Source organism: Flavobacterium sp. HBTb2-11-1 (assembly GCF_009826975.1).
Classification (GTDB): domain Bacteria; phylum Bacteroidota; class Bacteroidia; order Flavobacteriales; family Flavobacteriaceae; genus Flavobacterium.
In genome coordinates this window covers 921,606-940,271 of the sequence record NZ_WUMO01000001.1, presented here as the reverse complement: position 1 = coordinate 940,271, position 18,666 = coordinate 921,606, and the positions used below count along the sequence as shown (strand labels likewise).

The 18,666-nt window shown below is 34.2% G+C and carries 14 protein-coding genes; 5 read left to right on the top strand and 9 right to left on the bottom strand.

What is annotated here, in order from left to right:
• The first annotated feature begins 21 nt into the window (after nucleotides 1-21).
• A complete protein-coding gene (locus GR162_RS04175; RefSeq protein ID WP_160781094.1) occupies nucleotides 22-984 on the top strand; it encodes an App1 family protein in 963 nt (320 codons plus the stop codon).
• A 257-nt stretch (nucleotides 985-1,241) separates the two neighbouring features.
• Here GR162_RS04175 and GR162_RS04170 read toward each other — a convergent pair whose 3' ends face one another.
• A complete protein-coding gene (locus GR162_RS04170) occupies nucleotides 1,242-3,164 on the bottom strand; it encodes an ABC-F family ATP-binding cassette domain-containing protein (RefSeq protein ID WP_160781093.1) in 1,923 nt (640 codons plus the stop codon).
• A 437-nt stretch (nucleotides 3,165-3,601) separates the two neighbouring features.
• Between GR162_RS04170 and GR162_RS04165 the strand changes: the two genes are divergently transcribed.
• Complete coding sequence (locus tag GR162_RS04165; RefSeq protein WP_160781092.1) at nucleotides 3,602-3,985, top strand: DUF983 domain-containing protein; 384 nt, start codon at nucleotides 3,602-3,604, stop codon at nucleotides 3,983-3,985.
• Here GR162_RS04165 and GR162_RS04160 read toward each other — a convergent pair.
• The 8 genes from GR162_RS04160 to topA all read right to left on the bottom strand — a co-directional run bounded on the left by GR162_RS04160 (nucleotide 3,966) and on the right by topA (nucleotide 14,958).
• Nucleotides 3,966-5,039, bottom strand: coding sequence for an FAD-binding oxidoreductase (locus GR162_RS04160; protein ID WP_160781091.1), 1,074 nt, complete (start codon nucleotides 5,037-5,039; stop codon nucleotides 3,966-3,968). The genes GR162_RS04165 and GR162_RS04160 overlap by 20 nt on opposite strands.
• Nucleotides 5,040-5,114: 75 nt before the next feature.
• Nucleotides 5,115-6,104, bottom strand: a complete 990-nt coding sequence (gene gldN / locus GR162_RS04155) for a gliding motility protein GldN (protein WP_160781224.1) — start codon at nucleotides 6,102-6,104, stop codon at nucleotides 5,115-5,117.
• A 178-nt stretch (nucleotides 6,105-6,282) separates the two neighbouring features.
• On the bottom strand, nucleotides 6,283-7,272 hold the full coding sequence (gldN, locus tag GR162_RS04150; protein ID WP_160781090.1) for a gliding motility protein GldN: 990 nt from the start codon (nucleotides 7,270-7,272) through the stop codon (nucleotides 6,283-6,285).
• A gap of 44 nt (nucleotides 7,273-7,316) precedes the next feature.
• Nucleotides 7,317-8,858 carry a gliding motility protein GldM gene (gene gldM, locus GR162_RS04145; RefSeq protein ID WP_160781089.1) on the bottom strand — a complete coding sequence of 514 codons (1,542 nt, stop codon included), beginning with the start codon at nucleotides 8,856-8,858 and terminating at the stop codon, nucleotides 7,317-7,319.
• 51 nt (nucleotides 8,859-8,909) lie between these two features.
• The gene (gldL, locus tag GR162_RS04140; protein WP_008467092.1) at nucleotides 8,910-9,557 is read right to left on the bottom strand and encodes a gliding motility protein GldL; all 648 of its coding nucleotides are present in this window, start codon (nucleotides 9,555-9,557) and stop codon (nucleotides 8,910-8,912) included.
• A 55-nt stretch (nucleotides 9,558-9,612) separates the two neighbouring features.
• Entirely contained in the window at nucleotides 9,613-11,007 is a 1,395-nt protein-coding gene (gldK, locus tag GR162_RS04135; RefSeq protein ID WP_160781088.1) for a gliding motility lipoprotein GldK, read from the bottom strand.
• Between the two features lie 262 nt (nucleotides 11,008-11,269).
• Nucleotides 11,270-12,421 (bottom strand): formimidoylglutamase, encoded by a 1,152-nt coding sequence (locus GR162_RS04130; protein WP_160781087.1) that lies wholly within the window; start codon nucleotides 12,419-12,421, stop codon nucleotides 11,270-11,272.
• 8 nt (nucleotides 12,422-12,429) lie between these two features.
• The gene (topA, locus tag GR162_RS04125; protein WP_160781086.1) at nucleotides 12,430-14,958 is read right to left on the bottom strand and encodes a type I DNA topoisomerase; all 2,529 of its coding nucleotides are present in this window, start codon (nucleotides 14,956-14,958) and stop codon (nucleotides 12,430-12,432) included.
• Between the two features lie 350 nt (nucleotides 14,959-15,308).
• Between topA and miaB the strand changes: the two genes are divergently transcribed.
• The 3 genes from miaB (at nucleotide 15,309) to GR162_RS04110 (ending at nucleotide 18,585) form a co-directional block, all read left to right on the top strand.
• Complete coding sequence (gene miaB, locus GR162_RS04120) at nucleotides 15,309-16,754, top strand: tRNA (N6-isopentenyl adenosine(37)-C2)-methylthiotransferase MiaB (protein ID WP_160781085.1); 1,446 nt, start codon at nucleotides 15,309-15,311, stop codon at nucleotides 16,752-16,754.
• Nucleotides 16,755-16,841: 87 nt separating this feature from the next.
• The gene (locus GR162_RS04115) at nucleotides 16,842-17,213 is read left to right on the top strand and encodes a GxxExxY protein (protein WP_160781084.1); all 372 of its coding nucleotides are present in this window, start codon (nucleotides 16,842-16,844) and stop codon (nucleotides 17,211-17,213) included.
• Between the two features lie 112 nt (nucleotides 17,214-17,325).
• Complete coding sequence (locus GR162_RS04110) at nucleotides 17,326-18,585, top strand: sigma-54-dependent Fis family transcriptional regulator (RefSeq protein ID WP_008467100.1); 1,260 nt, start codon at nucleotides 17,326-17,328, stop codon at nucleotides 18,583-18,585.
• The last annotated feature ends 81 nt before the right edge of the window (nucleotides 18,586-18,666 follow it).

Here is an 18,666-nt window from a genome sequence, read left to right as displayed (position 1 = left end):
TTACATAAATATACATAATTAATGAAACCAATTCTACAATTATATCGAGGTTATGCAAATGAACAAGAGTTAATTGTAATGGGGCACGTTTTAAAAAGAGAACAGAATTACAACTTTGAGAAGAGGAAATTAAAAAATGCCACTTCTATCCTTAAATTGTTCAGAATAAAAACCATTAAAAATTTTGATGTTTACCTTCACTACAATAACGAAGTCATTCACACCAAGACATTAGATGATGGCTACTTCAAGTTCTGCATTCCATTGGAAAAAGAAACTCATTTTGGATGGATGACTTATGAGGTCAGCTTAAAATATCGAAATGAAACCAAAACTTGCAAAGGCAGTTTTATACGACCTCATAAAGGAAAACTCGGAATCATATCAGACATAGATGACACTTTTCTGATTTCGCATACGAATAATATCTTTCGAAAAATTTACATATTATTATTCAAAAACGTTAATGACCGTAAAGTCTTCAATGATGTTGTAGCGCATTATCAGGCTTTGAGCCAAGCAGGAAGAAACAATCCGGAAGAAGGCAATGCATTTTTCTACGTCTCCAGCAGCGAATGGAATTTATACAGATTTATTGCCAAATTTACCAGAATTAATAAACTGCCAAAAGCCGTTTTTTTGCTAAAAGATATTAAGCGAGGCATTACCGATTTCTTCATGAGCGGAAGAGGAAATCACGATCATAAATTTGAAAAAATCAAGCATGTTGTCGAGTTCTACCCAACGCTTAAATATGTTTTAATGGGTGATGACTCTCAGCATGACCCAAAACTCTACGAAAGAATCTGCAAAATATTTCCAGTTACAGTTATAGCCGTTTATATAAGGCAGACTGGAAAATCTCAAAAAAAAGAAGTAAAAAAAATCCTGAAGAATTTAGAAAGCTTAAATGTTTCTGTATGCTATTTTAAAGAAAGCAGCAAAGCGATTGAGCATTCTCGATCGATTGGGATTATTAAGTAGTTTGTTTCAGGTTTCAGGTTTCAGGTTTCAGGTTTCATGTTTTAAGCTGAACTGAATAAATATTTAACCGCAAAGCACGCTAAGTTCTTTTGATCTTTGAGGTTTTTAAAAACGCAAAGTTCGCAAAGCTATTTATTGATAAAGCTTTGCGAACTTTGTACATTATAAAGTGGAATCTATAAAAAACTTAGCGTGCTTTGCGGTAAAAATTACTCGTCAAGATAACAACTTGAAACCTTAAACTTGAAACAAAAAAACTAAGCATTAAAACTATCAATCTCTTCTGAAACCACTTCCCAGTCGATTAACAATTGCTCTAAATCTTGTTTCTTTTTATTGTAAGCCGTAAAAAATGAAGCATCTTCGATGTGTTTGTCATAATTGGTTTCTAACATCTTATCGTCGTGCTGAATTTGTTTTTCCAACTGCTGAATCTGACTTTCAATTTTACTTAATTTGTTCTGAAGTGATTTTCCTTTCTTCTGATCTTCATAAGACAATTTGCTAGCTTCTTTTTCTTTTGGAGCTGGAACATTTTTCACAACATCTTTTTTCTCCACTTCGCGCATGTTTTCGAGATTACGCTGTTCTAAGAAAAAGTTGATGTCTCCTAAATATTCTTTAATCTTTTGATCTTTAAATTCGTAAACGATGTTCGACATTCCTTGAAGGAAATCCCTGTCGTGCGAAACTAATAATAAAGTTCCGCCGAATTTCTGAAGTGCCGCTTTTAAAACGTTTTTAGATTTGATATCTAAGTGGTTTGTAGGCTCATCCATCAGCAGCACGTTGATCGGTTGCAACAACAATTTACAAAGTGCCAAACGGTTACGTTCTCCTCCAGAAAGCACTTTCACTTTCTTCTCAACATCATCTCCACGGAATAAAAATGAACCTAACATATCACGGACTTTCATTCGGTTTGTGTCGGTCGCAGCGTCTTCCATTGTTTGCAGCAAAGTAATCTCACCATCTAGGTATTCAGCCTGATTTTGAGCAAAATATCCCAACTGAACATTATGTCCTAATTTGATATTTCCTTCGTATTCAAATTCGTTTACCAAGGCTTTAATGAAAGTAGATTTTCCTTGTCCGTTTTGTCCAACGAAAGCAATTTTACTTCCTCTTTCAACCAGCAGACTAATATCTTTAAGAATTGTTTTGTCTCCGTAAGCTTTTGTAACGTGCTCCGCTTCAATAACTACTTTCCCTGGCTCTTTAGAAACTGGAAACGAAATATTCATAACAGAATTATCGTCTTCGTCAACTTCGATTCTTTCGACTTTATCTAATTTTTTAATCAGCGATTGTGCCATAGAAGCTTTTGAAGCTTTTGCACGGAATTTTTCGATTAATTTTTCTGTTTCTTCAATTTTTTTCTGCTGATTCTTTTGAGTCGCCAATTGCTTCTCACGAATCTCATGACGCAACTCTAAATATTGAGAATATGGTTTATTGAAATCGTATGCTTTTCCTAGTGAAATTTCGATAGTTCTATTGGTTACATTATCCAAAAACATTTTATCGTGAGAAACGATTACCACAACTCCAGGATAATTGCGAAGGAAATTCTCTAACCAAATGATACTTTCTATATCTAAGTGGTTCGTTGGCTCATCCAGAAGCAAGACATCATTCGACTGCAATAAAAGTTTTGCCAACTCAATACGCATTCTCCATCCGCCAGAAAAAGTTTCGGTTTGGTTATTAAAAACTTCTCTTTTAAAACCTAAGCCTAGAAGAATTTTTTCTGTATCACCCACATAATTATATCCTCCAAGAAGATCAAAACGATGCGTATAGTCAGATAGATCTTCTATAATCTTAGCATACTCTTCGCTTTCATAATCGGTTCTAGTCACCAACTGGTGATTGATTTCTTCTAGTTTTTTCTCAACAACTTTAATTTCTGTAAAAGCTTCATACGCTTCTTCCAAAACAGTTCTTCCCTGTTCAAAATCAATATCCTGACGCAAGAATCCCATTTTGATATCTTTCTCTTGAGAGATTACTCCTGAGTCAGGTTTAAAATCGCCTGCTAGCATTTTCAGCATGGTAGATTTACCTGCTCCGTTTTTACCAACAAGACCTACGCGGTCGCCGGCACCCAAACGAAAAGTAACTTCTTCAAATAAATAGGTTCCTCCAAAAGAAACGGAAAGATTGTGTATATTAAGCATAATATATTGCTGTAAATGTAAAGGCTAAAAAGCCTTTATTATTCATTAAATAAATAAATTGCAAACAAGCTAATTATCCTGCTACAATTTTGAAAGTGCAAAAGTATAACTTTTAATTGAAGTTTTTATACTGAAAAACAATAGCTTTTATAAAATTCAAAAACTAAAAACCTCACTTAATTCTGAACTTTTCTTTTTAATTAGGTCGAAAATTATTGTATTGAAAATATACTTTTAAATGCCTTTAAAAAAAAAAAGAAACAGTGTAGCGGTAAACATTATACTCGAATCAAAAATCAAAATAAGCTGTAAGTTTTTATCCTAATTAAATAGCTTAAAGCCTGAAAATACCGTATATTTGCTTGAAATAATTACTTCCATTCACACAGTATCCAAATACAAACGAAGTGAATTAAAGACTATAAAATTTACTTAAAATGTTCAAAAGAGGTTCCAAACTAAACAGCATAATAACGGGAAGTTGTCCAAAATGCCAAAAAGAAAGCATGTATGAAGACAAAAACCCACTTCATTTGGGTAAGGTTCTCAAAATGAACGATCATTGCAGCCACTGCGGGTTCAAATACCAGATTGAGCCTTCGTTTTTTTATGGCGCCATGTATGTGAGTTATGCTCTTAACGTAGCTATAGGTGTTGCGGCCTTTATTGTTTCATTTGTGTTTTTTAACACCACAATCGAACAGTCATTTTTGGCAATTATTATAACGTTGGTTATTTTATTCCCATTCGTTTTACGTCTTTCAAGAAACTTGTATATCAATATGTTTGTTTCTTACGACCCTAAGGCTGGCCAAAAGTAAGGCCTTTCAAATATCTTTTATGGAATCGTTTAATGTCAGCTTCTTTATCTAACGGGACATTATTTTCGATATGATCGTATAACGCTTTTGCCATTGCAGGACCAAGCATTACACCACGTGTTCCTAATCCGTTAAGAATATGGAGAGACTTATGCTCTTCATGCGTGCCAAGCAAAGGTCTTCGGTCTGCAACTGTTGGACGGACTCCCGCAAAGTGTTTTATTATTTCGAAGTCGCAAGTAATGATTTCTCTTATGCGCTCCAAAAGCTCTTGTTTGCCTTCTTCTGTTGGATCGGAAGTTTTATCATGCCAATTGTAAGTTGCTCCAACTTTGAACAAATTATCTCCAAGAGGCAAAATAAAAACACTCGTATTTACAATTATATCAAGATTTAAATCTGGCGCTTTTATAATAAACAATTCTCCTTTTGTTCCATCTAGCGGAAGATAATTAAAAAATGGATTTTTATGCATTCCGAAACCTTCAGCAAAAATAATATGGCGAGCCTGAATGTTATTATATTGAATTCCTGAGTCTAGAAATTCTATAGCACTAAAATCAAAAGATTCTTCTCTTAATAAATCATTCTGAAGTAAATATTTTTGGTAATTATCCAACAACAAAGCTGTATCAACATAACCTGTATGCAAAACTTCTCCATAATCGTATGGAGAATCAATGCTGTTATATTTTTTTGAAATTAATTTAGTCGACAAAAAAGGAGCTAAATTAATTTTATCTGAAGCTGCAAACCAGTTATTCTGTTCTTCAATAGAAAAGAACTTTCTTAAAACAGGCATTTTAAAGTTGAATTTCTCTTTTAGTTTTTCTTCAACTTTATCATAAAACTCGTTCATCAATACGAGCTGCTCTTTTGCATTCCACACCTCACTGAAACGTTTTAAAATTACAGGATTGTACAAACCGCCGGCAACTCTCGAAGAATTCTGAGATTTGTCATCTAAAAGTAAAATTGATTTGTTATTCTTAAGGGCGACTTCGGCAAAAGAAATTCCAGCCAATCCAGATCCGACAATTAAATAATCAAGCATTGTGAAGTATAGATAAAATAAAAAAACTCTTACTACAAAGGTAGCAAGAGTTTTTCTTATAATGAGTTTATAAACTTAGTAATTCCACATATCTTCTTCAAAATTACGTATCTTCTCTTTTACCCTTTCCGATTCTAACAATTGAGCTTGGGCGTTGTCTTTAATATAATCTTTTATTTCACGATCGCCATAAACGTTCTCTTCTTTATATATTACAGAATTAAATCGTCTTGAATTTAAAATCTGATCAAATGAAATAGGCAGGGCTGAATTTTTATCATTAAAAGCTTTTCCTTCATGCAGGACTTCACGTGCATTAGGGAAGAAAACCCAAAACAACTCTATATAATCCTTTTCATCACTATTCATCGTATAAACATCAGGAGTTACTGGGCAAATTCCAAGAAGACGATATTTTAAATCGCTTTGTCTTTTATCAAAATACCAAAATCCCTTAATCTTATACTGACTCACATCGGCTGCCGTAAGATCTTGTTTCAAAATATATTCAGCAGGAACTGTTCTTGTAGGCCCAACTGTTTGGTCAACATAAGTAACTTTCTTATTCTTACCTGTACCTGTAACCACTTTTTTCTTAACAACACGTGTTCTATAATCATCAGGGTATTGATTGATAAGCTCACGCCCAGCATCTGTGGTATCAACACGAGATAAAGCCCCTTGAATATCTTTTAAAGTCTTCTTTGTATTAAAATAACTATCTGTATAAACCTCTGTTATTCTACCGCTTCTGATTCCTTTAGTTAAAACATCATAAAGGGATCTCCTATCTGGACCTATATTAGCTGTATCAACTGGAAAATATAATGGGAAATTTATTTTTTCATTTAAATCAATTATTTCCCAAACCATTTTTCCCATCAAAACATCCCTATCATCAACATAACCATAAGCTAGAGGTTTATCGTTATCAGATATCATTTGAGCTGGCGTCTTAATTCCGATCTGATCGGCGGTTTTGGCATTAAGCAAATTAGATTGAGCATAAGAAGGCAAACTTCCGAAAACAGCAACAATAGCAACTAATAAATTTCTTACTTTCATCATGATAATTTTTACAGAACATTAAACGAAATTTTATTACAAATATTGTTATTTTTCTTACATAATCAAAAAGAAATCATTATTAATCTACATCATAATGTTGTCAACTTTTTGACATAAAAAAAACTCTTACTACAAAGGTAGTAAGAGTTTTTTAATTATAATACTATATATCAACTTAGTAGTTCCACATATCTTGTTCGAAATTACGAATTTTCTCTTTCACTCTTTCAGATTCTAACAACTGATTTTGCGCGTTGTCTTTCATGTAATCACTAATTGCTCTGTCTCCGTAAAGGTTTTCCTCTTTGTACACAACAGCATTAAAGCGTCTTGAATTTAAAATCTGATCAAATGAGATTGGAAGAGCTGAATTGTTGTCATTGAAAGCTTTTGCTTCATGCAGCGCTTCTCTGGCATTTGGGAAGAAAACCCAAAACAATTCAATATAATCCTTTTCATCACTATTCATTGTATAAACGTCTGGAGTTACCGGGCAAATTCCTAGTAAACGATATTTCAATTCACTTTGACGTTTATCAAAATACCAGTATCCTTTAATTTTATACTGACTAACATCAGCGGCAGTAAGATCTTGTTTCAAGATGTATTCAGCAGGAACTGTTCTTGTAGGCCCAACTGTTTCTTCTACATAAGAAACCGATTTGTTTTTACCTTTACCAGATACTACTTTTTTCTTCACAACACGTGATTTGTAGTCATCAGGGTATTGGTTAATTAACTCTCTACCTGCATCAGTTGTATCAATACGTGATAAAGATCCTTCGATGTCTTTCATAGATTTTTTAGTGTTGAAATAACTATCAGTATACACTTCAGTTATTTTTCCACTTTTAATAGCTTTAGTTAAAACGTCATAAAGAGAACGTCTGTTAGGACCAATATTAGCTGTATCTACCGGAAAGTACATTGGAAAGTTGATTTTTTCATTTAAATCAATGATTTCCCATGTTGTTTTTCCCATCAAGATATCCCTATCATCTACATAACCATAAGCCAATGGCTTATCATTGTCAGATATTAATTGAGCAGGAGTTTTAAGTCCAATCTGATCAGGAGTTTTAGCGTTTAGCAAATTTGATTGCGCATTAGAAGCAAAACCTCCAGCGATAGAAACAATAGCTATTAAAAAATTTCTTACTTTCATCGTGGTATCGTTATAAGATATTGAATGTAGCTTACACTACTTTATTATTGTATTTCGTAAATTACAGGAGCAGTTCTAGGCAATAAATAACTACCAGCTCCAACAAGTTTAGTTTTAATTTCAGAAATAGTAACTTGGTCTCCTTTACCTGCTCTTGAAAGTACTTGTTTACATTGTGCATTCATTTTGTTTCCTGTAACAACAACTGTAGGCTGTCCAGCAATTTTCATATTGAATCCAACAACATCTAAACCAACTTCAAAATCAAAATCAAGAAGTTTAGCTCCAATAGTAGCAATCTCTAAGTTAGATTTAGGACCTTTAACAACTCCCATCTCACCTCTAATTGTTCCTGTTGGACCAGGAATACCTTTAATTCTGAATGTTTTCTTATCAGTTACTTTATCACCGTTTGGTAAAGTACCAGTTACAGAAATCGTAGTTTCAGTACCTTGACCTGGGCTCATGTTATATTTTCCTGGTTTTCCAGCAGAAGTTAAACCTGGAGCACTTGCAACAATTTTGTTAGCATCAACACCAGCAAAAGATACAGAGATTGGGTTAACAACTCCTCTATACACTACGTTCATTTTGTCTGCAGAAATTGTAGCAGCGTTTGGTCTTGGAACAACAACATATTTACCAGAGAATTTTAAAGGAATATTTTTTCCATCCTCTAAGAAAGTAAATTGTCCGTTGATGTCTTGTTCTCCAACTCCACCAGCAGTTAAAGAGATAACAGCTTGTCCGTTCACAATTTGTCCAGGGCCTTGGAAAGAAGTTGGTGTAGTGTTTTCGTCATAACGACCTAAAACAACTTTACCAGTAACTTTTTCTCCTTGGAAATAAGCATTTTTATCTAAAACAACGATTGCTTGGTAGTTGCTATAAGAAGCAGCAGCAACTGCAGCTTTACCTAAAGCGCTGTTGTAAACGTCAGCTTCAACTTTTTTAACGTCATTTTGCCAAGCTGAAAGTTTTGCAGCTGTAGCAATTGCAGGGAATCCTTTAAAGTGATACGCTAAATATTTTTCTTTAATTCCCTCTTTGTTTTTAACATCAGAAACATCAAATTTCTTGTCAACTTCAGCAATAATTGCTGCGTATTTTTTATCTGTTCCTAAAGCAGCTTTAATATCAGCTTTATATTTTTCGATTTTAGAAATAATTTCGTTACCTTTTTTAGTGTAACCGTCTCCTGTAAACCAGTCGTCGATATTATCTCCTCTATCCATAGACTCATAAGGCATTTTTCCAGTCGCTTTATCAACTTCGAAACCTTTAACTGCCTGAGCTTTTAGAGTAGCTATATAATCATAAAAATCTTTTGTAATTGTTTCAACTTTGTGAGCTGTTACTGCAGCAATAGCAAATTCTCCTTTTGCTTCAGATGCTTTTTGATCTAATGCTGTTAATAAACCAGCATTAGCCGTATTTGAAGTAGTATTAGCTCCTTCGAATTTTTCATTCATCAAACCAAAAGCAGAAATTACTTCTTTTGATACGTTCATTGCTAACATTGCGATGAAAACCAGATACATCAGGTTAATCATCTTCTGTCTAGGGGTTAATTTTCCTCCTGCCATTTTTCTTTAATTAGTTCTTATTAATAAATTTAATATTTAGTTAAAAACTAATTATCCTTTGTTACTCATTGCAGAAAGCATACCACCGTAAACGCTGTTTAAAGAAGCGATGTTTGCAGTCATAGATGCCATTTGCTCTTTTAATTTAGAAGCATTTTCAGCGATTTCTTTGTTAGCTTCAGCGTTTCTAGAAGCACTTTCTAATTGTACTTTATATAAACTGTTTAATGATTCCATTTGAGCGGCAGCAACAGATAATTCTTCTGAATATTTCTTTTGTCCTGCGATTGAATCTACAGTTGGAGCAATTCCTTTTGCAGCAGATTCGAAGTTTTTGATGCTGTTTCCTAAACTTGACATTAATTCACCGTCAATTTTCGCTTCTTTTAATAATGTGTCTAATTTTTGAGATAATAATCCTTGAGCGTCAGTTGGAGTTTCAGCTTTAGCTTTTTTCTCTCTAGCTTGTCCGTTAGCTAATTCTGGGTAAACTAGAGTCCAATCTAGTTCTTCTTCAACTGGTTCGAAAGCAGAAAGCGCAAAAATTAACGCCTCAGTCACCAATCCTACTGAAAGCATAACTGTACCTGTTAATGGTCCAATTTCAAAGTGAGTAATTTTGAATAAAGCTCCAACGATTACCACTGCCGCTCCCATACCATAAGCGAAATTCATTGCTTTTTTACTTAATAATGCCATAATACTTTTTTTTTAGGTTTAAAATAGATTTGTTGGATATTGAATTAATTTAAATTTACTTTTTTCTGTTTCCTGTAACTTGAGTACCCATGTAATCTTGTACAGTTCTGAATCCGATGTAACTTCTTGCTGAGTCAGCGTATTCGTGGTCACGAGTGCTTACCTGTAGGAAATAAGCAACGTCTTTCCAAGAACCTCCACGAACCACTTTTCTTTGGTTTTTACCATCGATAACGTTTGGATTCATTGTTGATACATATTCATAAGCGTTTGGATTGTAAGCTGAATCTGTCCACTCAGAAACGTTTCCTGCCATGTTGTATAATCCGTAACCGTTTACATCGTATGATTTAGCTTCAACTGTATAAAGTGCTTCGTCAGCAGCATAATCTCCTCTGCTTGGTTTGAAGTTTGCTAAGAAACAACCTCTATCGCTCTTAGTATAAGGACCTCCCCATGGGTAAGTTGCAGACTCCAGACCTCCTCTAGCTGCATACTCCCATTCTGCCTCAGTAGGTAATCTGAAAGCATTTACTAAGTCACGTCCTTTTTTCTTAGATTTAATGTAGCTGTTTTTGTTTAAAGTTCTCCAAGCGCAGAATGCTTTAGCTTGTTTCCAAGTTACACCCACTACTGGATAATCTCCATAAGCCTTGTGCCAGAAGTAATCATTATGCATTGGCTCATTATATGAATAAGCGAAATCTTTAATCCAAACTGCAGTATCAGGGTAAACATTTACCTGCTCAGTTTTTACGAAGTCACTTCTTTTTCCAACTTTTGCTTTTGCAGCAGCTTGAATATCCATCCAAGAATAACGGAATTTCAATTTATTTACATCAATTGTTCTTAAACCATTGTATGATTCTTCAATTGGCAAATACATAGAATCCATTACTTCAGCGTAATACTCATCTGGATATGCTTTTGTATCTTTAATTAACTTAACTTTTCTGTTTAATTTTCTTCCAGCATATGGATCATCTTTTGTACCAACGCTATAATAGTTGTCGTACATGTATTTGTCATAAGCTGTCATCTTTTCTGGATCAGAATCATTAAAGGCGTAGTCAGCAATACTTCCTGCTTTTTTACCTTTTCCATCAGTAGCTTTTTGCCCTGTTTCGTCAGCTAAAATTGCTAAACGAACTCTCATTGTAGAATCTTTTACCCACTCTACAAATTGACGATACTCACTATTCGTAATCTCAGTTTCATCCATGTAAAATGAACGAACGGTTACAGTTTTAGTTGGAGCATCTTCTACGTTAGCTAAATCAGAATCTGATTTACCCATAATAAAAGACCCACCAGGAACTAATGTCATTCCATAAGGCTTCTCAGGATGCCATTTCCCTCCTGTAACACCAACTAATTCACCTTTGTCACCAGACTTACCACAGCCGATTACTAGTGTTAACATTGCTGCAAATGCAATAAACTTCTTCATATAAATTTGGGATTATCTATTCATTATTAAAAGTCCGTAAACGTATTTATTATTTATCTAAAAAACAATACTACTTGCGAATTTATTTTACCGTTCAAAAATAATGTTAAATAAAATAAAAAAAAAATATTTTATCGATAAACTGCTACAAAAAATCGATGTAAAACGTTAATTTTTATGTTATATAATTATTTTCCTACTAATTAATTTTAACCTTTTTAAACAGGTTTTAAAAACCTAAGAATTCACTTAAGTTTTTTATCTATAAAGCATTTTTTCTTTGCGCTTTCCACCATCTTTCTGGCAATTCTTGATTGCAAGCCGACAAATATTCCTCGTAAGAACAAGGTAATAACGTATTTCTTTTCAATTTATTGCTGCCATTTGATTCATACGGAATTTCGATCCACCAACGGTCCGTTTTATCACTTTTGTAAAATATCAATTCTTCATCGTCCAACGGAACAATATACTTCAAGTAATTTGCTCTGCTTCCAAATGGATATTCTTTTGATCGATAGTGATAACCTTCAATAAAATACCAGACAATCTGCGCTATAATAACCGATTCAGCCAATGTGCTATTGTGATTAAATATCCCAAAAGCAGAAACTTTATCACTAATGCCAGCATATCTAGCCAAAGCACAAATTTCTTTTCCGTTGAATCCATTTGGCTCAAAAGTCACCATATTTCCTGAGGCAGAAGACTTTACAGAATTTAAATCTATACTTACCAAGTCCGCGTCCCTAAAAACTGGCTCTGCTAATGTAATTTTATTTGAAATCTCGCCTAAACGATAAGCATCAAAAAACAGCTTTTCGATTAGATCGATTTCTTCTTGCGAATTATAATAGGTTTGATATCCGATATTACAGTAATTGAAAAGATTATTTGGCTCATCAATAATAATTTTTGTAAGATACGAATTAGCCGAAACTGACTCATTTTCTTTACCAAAATCAAATTTATTATCAACTGCAACCAAATTTACCATCTGCTCTAAGTCATCGTAAGCGCGATATAAAGCATAGGTCAAATCCTGAGAACCTCCTAGAACTATAGGAATGACTTTATTCTTGATTAATGCAGAAGTAACTTTCTTTAATGCAAAATAAGTATCCTCTACAGAATCGCCTGCCAGTATATCTCCCAAGTCTGCAATTGACGCATCCCAATTTCCTGGAAACATACTATAAAGCTTTTTACGTACAGCAGAAAGATTAACTTCATTAATCATATTGATGTTTGTACGGTCTTCCAACACACCAATTATAGCAATACTAATCTGCGTAATATCAGGAAACTGATCTTGGGTATGAAAAACAACTTTACTTCCAAGCTCTTGTGAAGACAGTCCTCCGACGAATCTTATAATTCCATCATTAACTGGTTCTAGAAAATCAAATTCCATTTATATACTTATTTCTTTTTAGCAGCTGTTTTTTTAGCTGGAGCTTTTTTAGCCGTTGTTGTTTTAGCTGCAGTTTTCTTTGCAGGCGCTTTTTTAGCAGGTGCTTTAGCCGCAATCATTTCTTGAACTTGGGCCAATGTTAATTTTGTCGCATCAACATCTTTTCCTAATTCAATTTTGATTTTTCCTTTTAGAATTACAGAGCGTCCCCAACGGGCTTTTTCTACCACAATTCCTTCTTCTTCCCAGTTATGAATAACTTTATCGATGTTTTTCTGAAGTTTTTCTTCAATCAACTCCTCAACATCAGCTTGAGAAAGATTATCAAAATTGTATTTTTTGTTTACGTTTACAAAAAGGCCGTTCCATTTAATGAATGGTCCAAAACGCCCCACTCCTTTTTGAACAGCTTCTCCTTTATAAACCGCAATTGGCGCATCAGCAAGTGCTTTTTCGTCAATTAATTCTTTAGCTCTTTCTTTAGAAACATTAAGCGGATCTTCGCCTTTAGGCAACGAAATAAAAACGCTTCCGTGACGAACATAAGGTCCGTAACGGCCATTGTTCACTTCTACTTCTTCTCCTTTATATTCTCCTAAACTTTTTGGAAGCAAAAATAAATTCAAAGCTTCTTCCAATGTAATGTTTCCTATATTTTGGTCTGCCATTAAGCTGGCAAACTTTTTATCTTCATCGTCAGCTTCTCCAATTTGAGCCATTGGCCCAAATTTCCCTAAACGAACAGAAACTTGTCTTCCGTCTGCATCTTTTCCTAAGATTCTTTCACCGCTTTCACGTTCCGCATTTGCCTCAACTTCTTTTACATTTGGATGAAACTGATTGTAAAAGTCCTGCATCATTTTTGCCCAGTCAATATTTCCTTCGGCAATTTCGTCGAAATCCTGTTCTACTTTTGCAGTGAAATTATAATCTAAAATGTTTCCGAAATTCTTCACCAAGAAATCAGTCACAATAGTTCCGATATCTGTTGGAACCAATTTCCCTTTATCAGAACCTGTATTTTCTTTTAGAACTTTCTCTCCTACTTTATTATTCTGTAAAGTAATCTGTGTATAATTACGCTCAACACCTTCAAGAGTTCCTTTTTCAACATAATTTCTATTGATAATTGTTGAAATGGTTGGCGCATAAGTAGAAGGACGGCCAATTCCAAGTTCTTCTAATTTTTTAACCAAAGACGCTTCCGTATAACGTGCAGGCGGTCTTGAATATCGTTCTGTAGCTGTAATATAGTTATTAGCCAGTTTTTCATTTACTTTTAAAGCTGGAAGCATTCCTTCTTGCTCTTCCTCATCATCATCATGACCTTCTAAGTACACTTTTAAGAAACCTTCAAAAAGCAATACTTCTCCAGAAGCTGTAAAAACTTCATCATGATTATCAGCTTCAATCTTCACATTTGTTCTTTCAAGCTGTGCATCGCTCATTTGCGAAGCCAAAGTTCTTTTCCAGATCAAATCGTATAAACGAGCTTGGTCACGGTCGATATTTACTGTATGACGAGACATATCTGTTGGACGAATTGCTTCGTGCGCTTCTTGAGCTCCTTTGTTTTTATTGGCAAAAACTCTCGGTTTAGAAAATTCTTTTCCGTAAGATTTGATGATTTCTGCCTGTGCTGCATCCATTGCTTCTTTAGAAAGATTCACAGAATCGGTTCTCATATAAGTAATAAGCCCCGCTTCGTAAAGACGCTGTGCCAACTGCATGGTAATTCCAACCGGCAAATACAATTTTCTCGCAGCTTCCTGTTGAAGTGTCGAAGTTGTAAAAGGTGCTGTTGGAGATTTTTTGGTAGGTTTAGTTTCTAAATCGGCTACCTTATATTTAGAACCGATGTTTTGATTTAAGAAATCTTCGGCTTCTTTTTTAGTATTAAAGTTTTTTGGCAATTTTGCTTTGAAAGCTTTTCCGGCTTCGTTTACAAATTCTGCAACAATTGAATAGGTTGCAACTGCATTAAAACTTTGTATTTCGCGTTCTCTTTCAACAATCAAACGTACAGAAACTGATTGTACACGACCTGCAGAAAGTCCGCCTTTGATTTTTCTCCATAAAACAGGAGATAATTCGTAACCTACTAAACGATCCAAAACACGGCGTGCTTGCTGTGCATTTACTAAGTTATAATCAATTTCTCTAGGATTATCGATTGCTTTAAGAATCGCAGATTTTGTTATCTCATGAAAAACAATACGTTTGGTTTTTTTTGTATCCAGTTTCAATTCTTCCGCCAAGTGCCATGAAATAGCCTCTCCCTCGCGGTCCTCATCGGATGCTAACCAAACCGTTTCGGCATTCTTAGAAAGTGATTTTAGTTTCGTTACCAAGGCTTTTTTATCCGGAGAAACTTCATATTTAGGTTTAAAACCATTTTCTACATCTACTCCTATTTCCTTTGATGGTAAGTCGGCTATGTGACCATAACTTGACTCCACCTGAAAATCACTCCCAAGAAATTTCTCGATCGTTTTCGCCTTTGCAGGTGACTCCACTATTACTAAATTCTTTGCCATTGCTCTATTTTTCTGCAACAAAAGTATTTATTTTTTTTAAATATTAACCTTACGATTGAATTTTTGAAGTATTTTGATATTATGAAACTTAAAATTGCAGATTTATCTGTAATAATCTCGATTATATATATAGGTATAACTTTTAGTGATTTCTGACCGAGAAATTCCTTTATTTAATATTAAAGATTTTAGATTTCAGATTTTTTCCCATAGAAATTAAATTAACAAAACACCCCACAATCTAAATCTAAAATCTGTAATCTAAATTTTTTAAAACATTGTTAATTCTTTATCTGACATCTTGTCACATTCGTTTCAATTACCCTATCTTTGCACTTTGAATTTTTACAATGGAAAAGATTATTGAAGAAAGCAAACAGGGCGAAAGTCTTGTTCTGGAAAATAAACCTGAGAATACTAAAAAACTTTTTATAGAAAGTTACGGCTGTGCGATGAATTTTTCGGACAGCGAAGTCGTAGCTTCCATTTTGTCTGACGGAGGATATAACACAACTTCAGTTCTTGAAGAAGCCGATTTGGTTTTGGTGAACACATGCTCTATTCGTGACAAAGCAGAGCAGACTATTCGTAAGCGTCTTGAAAAATATAATGCCGTAAAACGAACCAATCCTAAAATGAAAGTGGGCGTTTTGGGCTGTATGGCCGAGCGTTTGAAAAGTCAGTTTTTGGAAGAAGAGAAAATAGTTGATCTTGTTGTTGGTCCTGATGCTTACAAAGATCTTCCAAATTTATTGGCAGAAGTTGAAGAAGGACGTGACGCCATAAATGTAATCTTATCAAAAGAAGAAACTTACGGAGACATATCCCCTGTTCGTTTAATGAGTAATGGAATTACAGCTTTGGTTTCAATCACTCGTGGTTGCGATAATATGTGTACTTTCTGCGTTGTGCCTTTTACACGCGGTCGTGAACGTAGCCGTGAACCGCAAAGTATTATGAACGAAATTCAAGATTTGTGGAATAATGGCTATAAAGAAGTTACACTTTTAGGTCAAAACGTTGACAGTTATCTTTGGTACGGCGGCGGTTTGAAAAAAGATTTTGTAAACGCTTCTGAAATGCAAAAAGCAACTGCAGTAGATTTTGAGCAATTGCTTGAAATGGTGGCGGCTGGTTTTCCTAAAATGCGTATTCGATTTTCGACTTCAAATCCGCAGGATATGCATGAGAGCATTTTGCATGTTATTGCGAAATATCCGAATATCTGCAAACATATTCACTTGCCAGTTCAGTCTGGAAGTAACAGAATTTTGAAGGAGATGAATCGTCTTCACAGCCGTGAAGAATATATGGCTCTGATTGACAAAATTAGAGCGATTGTTCCCGATGCTTCTATTTCGCAAGATATGATTGCCGGTTTCCCAACAGAAACAGAACAAGATCACCAAGATACTTTGAGTTTAATGGAATATGTAAAATATAATTTTGGTTATATGTATTCGTATTCTGAACGTCCTGGAACTTTGGCTGGAAGAAAAATGAAAGATGATGTTGAAGAGGAAACAAAAGCCAGAAGATTACAAGAAATTGTCGATTTACAGCAAAAACATGCTTGGTTTAGAAGCGAGGAATTTGTTGGAAAAACGGTTGAAGTTTTAGTAGAGAAAGTTTCAAAAAAATCTAAAGACGAATTCTCAGGAAGAAACTCTCAGAGCATTACGGTTGTTTTCCCAAAAGAAAATTACAAAATTGGAGATTTCGTAAACGTAAAAATTACAAGCTGTACTAGCGGAACTTTAAAAGGCGAAGCTGTTGGTTTGAGTAGCATGAATTAATTTTTTTCAGCCACAGATTAAAAGGATTAGAAGGATTTTTTTTTAATATTTTTCTTACTTTTAAATCGTGATGAAAAATTAAAATTTATGCAACATAATAGAGAAGAAGAAACTTATAAGATTATCGGAATATGCATGGAAGTGCATCGAAATCTTGGCCCAGGTTTATTAGAAGTGGTTTACAAAGATGCTCTTGAAGTAGAATTTAAAGAAAATAGCATTCCTTTTGAAAGAGAAAAAGAATATTCAATTGAATATAAAGGAAAAGTATTGCCTCATAAATTTTATGCTGATTTTGTAATTAATGAAGATATTATTTTAGAGGTAAAAGCAATAAAAGAATTTTCAAGTGAGCACATTGCACAAATTTTAAATTATATAAAATTATCAAGTTCAGAAGTTGGATTGTTAGTTAATTTTCAAACAAAATCTCTTCAACATAAAAGATATATTATTTAAATTTAGAAAAAATCTGTGTTAATCATTTTAATCTGTGGCAAAACAAACAAAAAATACAAGCCAAAGTTTTAGGCGAAACCTAAAACAATAAAAACTTGAAACAAAATCTAATATGGAAACAGTTCAAGCAATAAAACAACGATTTGAGATTATTGGTAACGATCCAAAGTTAAATCGTGCTATCGAAAAAGCCATTCAGGTTGCTCCAACTGATATTTCGGTTATGGTAACTGGGGAAAGTGGTGTTGGTAAAGAAAATATTCCAAGAATTATACATTCGCTTTCACATAGAAAGCATGGTAAATATATTGCCGTAAACTGCGGTGCAATTCCGGAAGGAACTATTGATAGTGAACTTTTCGGACACGAAAAAGGTGCTTTTACGGGCGCAACAAGCACACGTGAAGGTTATTTTGAAGTGGCAGACGGCGGAACAATCTTCTTAGATGAAGTTGGTGAATTGCCACTGACTACTCAGGTAAGATTACTTCGTGTTTTAGAAAATGGTGAATTTATAAAAGTAGGTTCATCTCAGGTTCAAAAAACCAATGTCCGCATTGTTGCTGCAACCAATGTGAATTTATTTAATGCCATCGAAAAAGGTAAATTCCGTGAAGACTTGTACTATCGTTTGAGCACAGTCGAAATTACTTTGCCACCTTTACGCGAAAGAAACGATGACATTCATTTGTTATTCAGGAAATTTGTGGCAGATTTTGCTCATAAATATAAAATGCCGCCTTTAAGACTGGACGACGATGCTGTTCAGCTTTTGCAAAAATTCAGATGGAGCGGAAATATTCGTCAGCTTCGAAATGTGGCTGAACAGATTTCTGTTTTAGAAACCAATCGCGATATCAATCTTGCGACTTTGCAATCGTACTTGCCAGCTGAAGGAAGCAATCTGCCTTCTGTTATCAGCGACAGCAAAAAAGAAAGCGATTTTAGTACAGAAAGAGACATATTATATAAGGTGCTTTTTGATATGAGAAGCGATCTGAACGATTTGAAAAAGCTGACTTTAGAATTGATGAAAAACGGATCTTCTAAAGTGCAAGATATTAATCCAAATCTAATTCAGAAAATATACGGAAATCAGCAGAACGACAGCGAAATTGATTTTGAAGAAGAACCGAGAACCGCTGTTATGACAACACCTACTGTTCGCGAAGATAACTATCAGATACAGGATGATAATTATTTATTTGCTGAAACTATCGAGGAAGAAGAGGTTTTACGTTTGGAACAAAAAGAAATCGAAATGATCAAAAAATCATTAGAGAAAAACAAAGGAAAACGCAAAGCAGCAGCAGATGAATTGGGTATTTCCGAAAGAACTCTATACCGTAAAATCAAGCAATTCGACTTATAAAAATAATTAAATTACAATTTCGAATTCCAAATTCCAATTACCTATATTTGGCTCAATTGGAATTTGGAATTTAAAAATTGG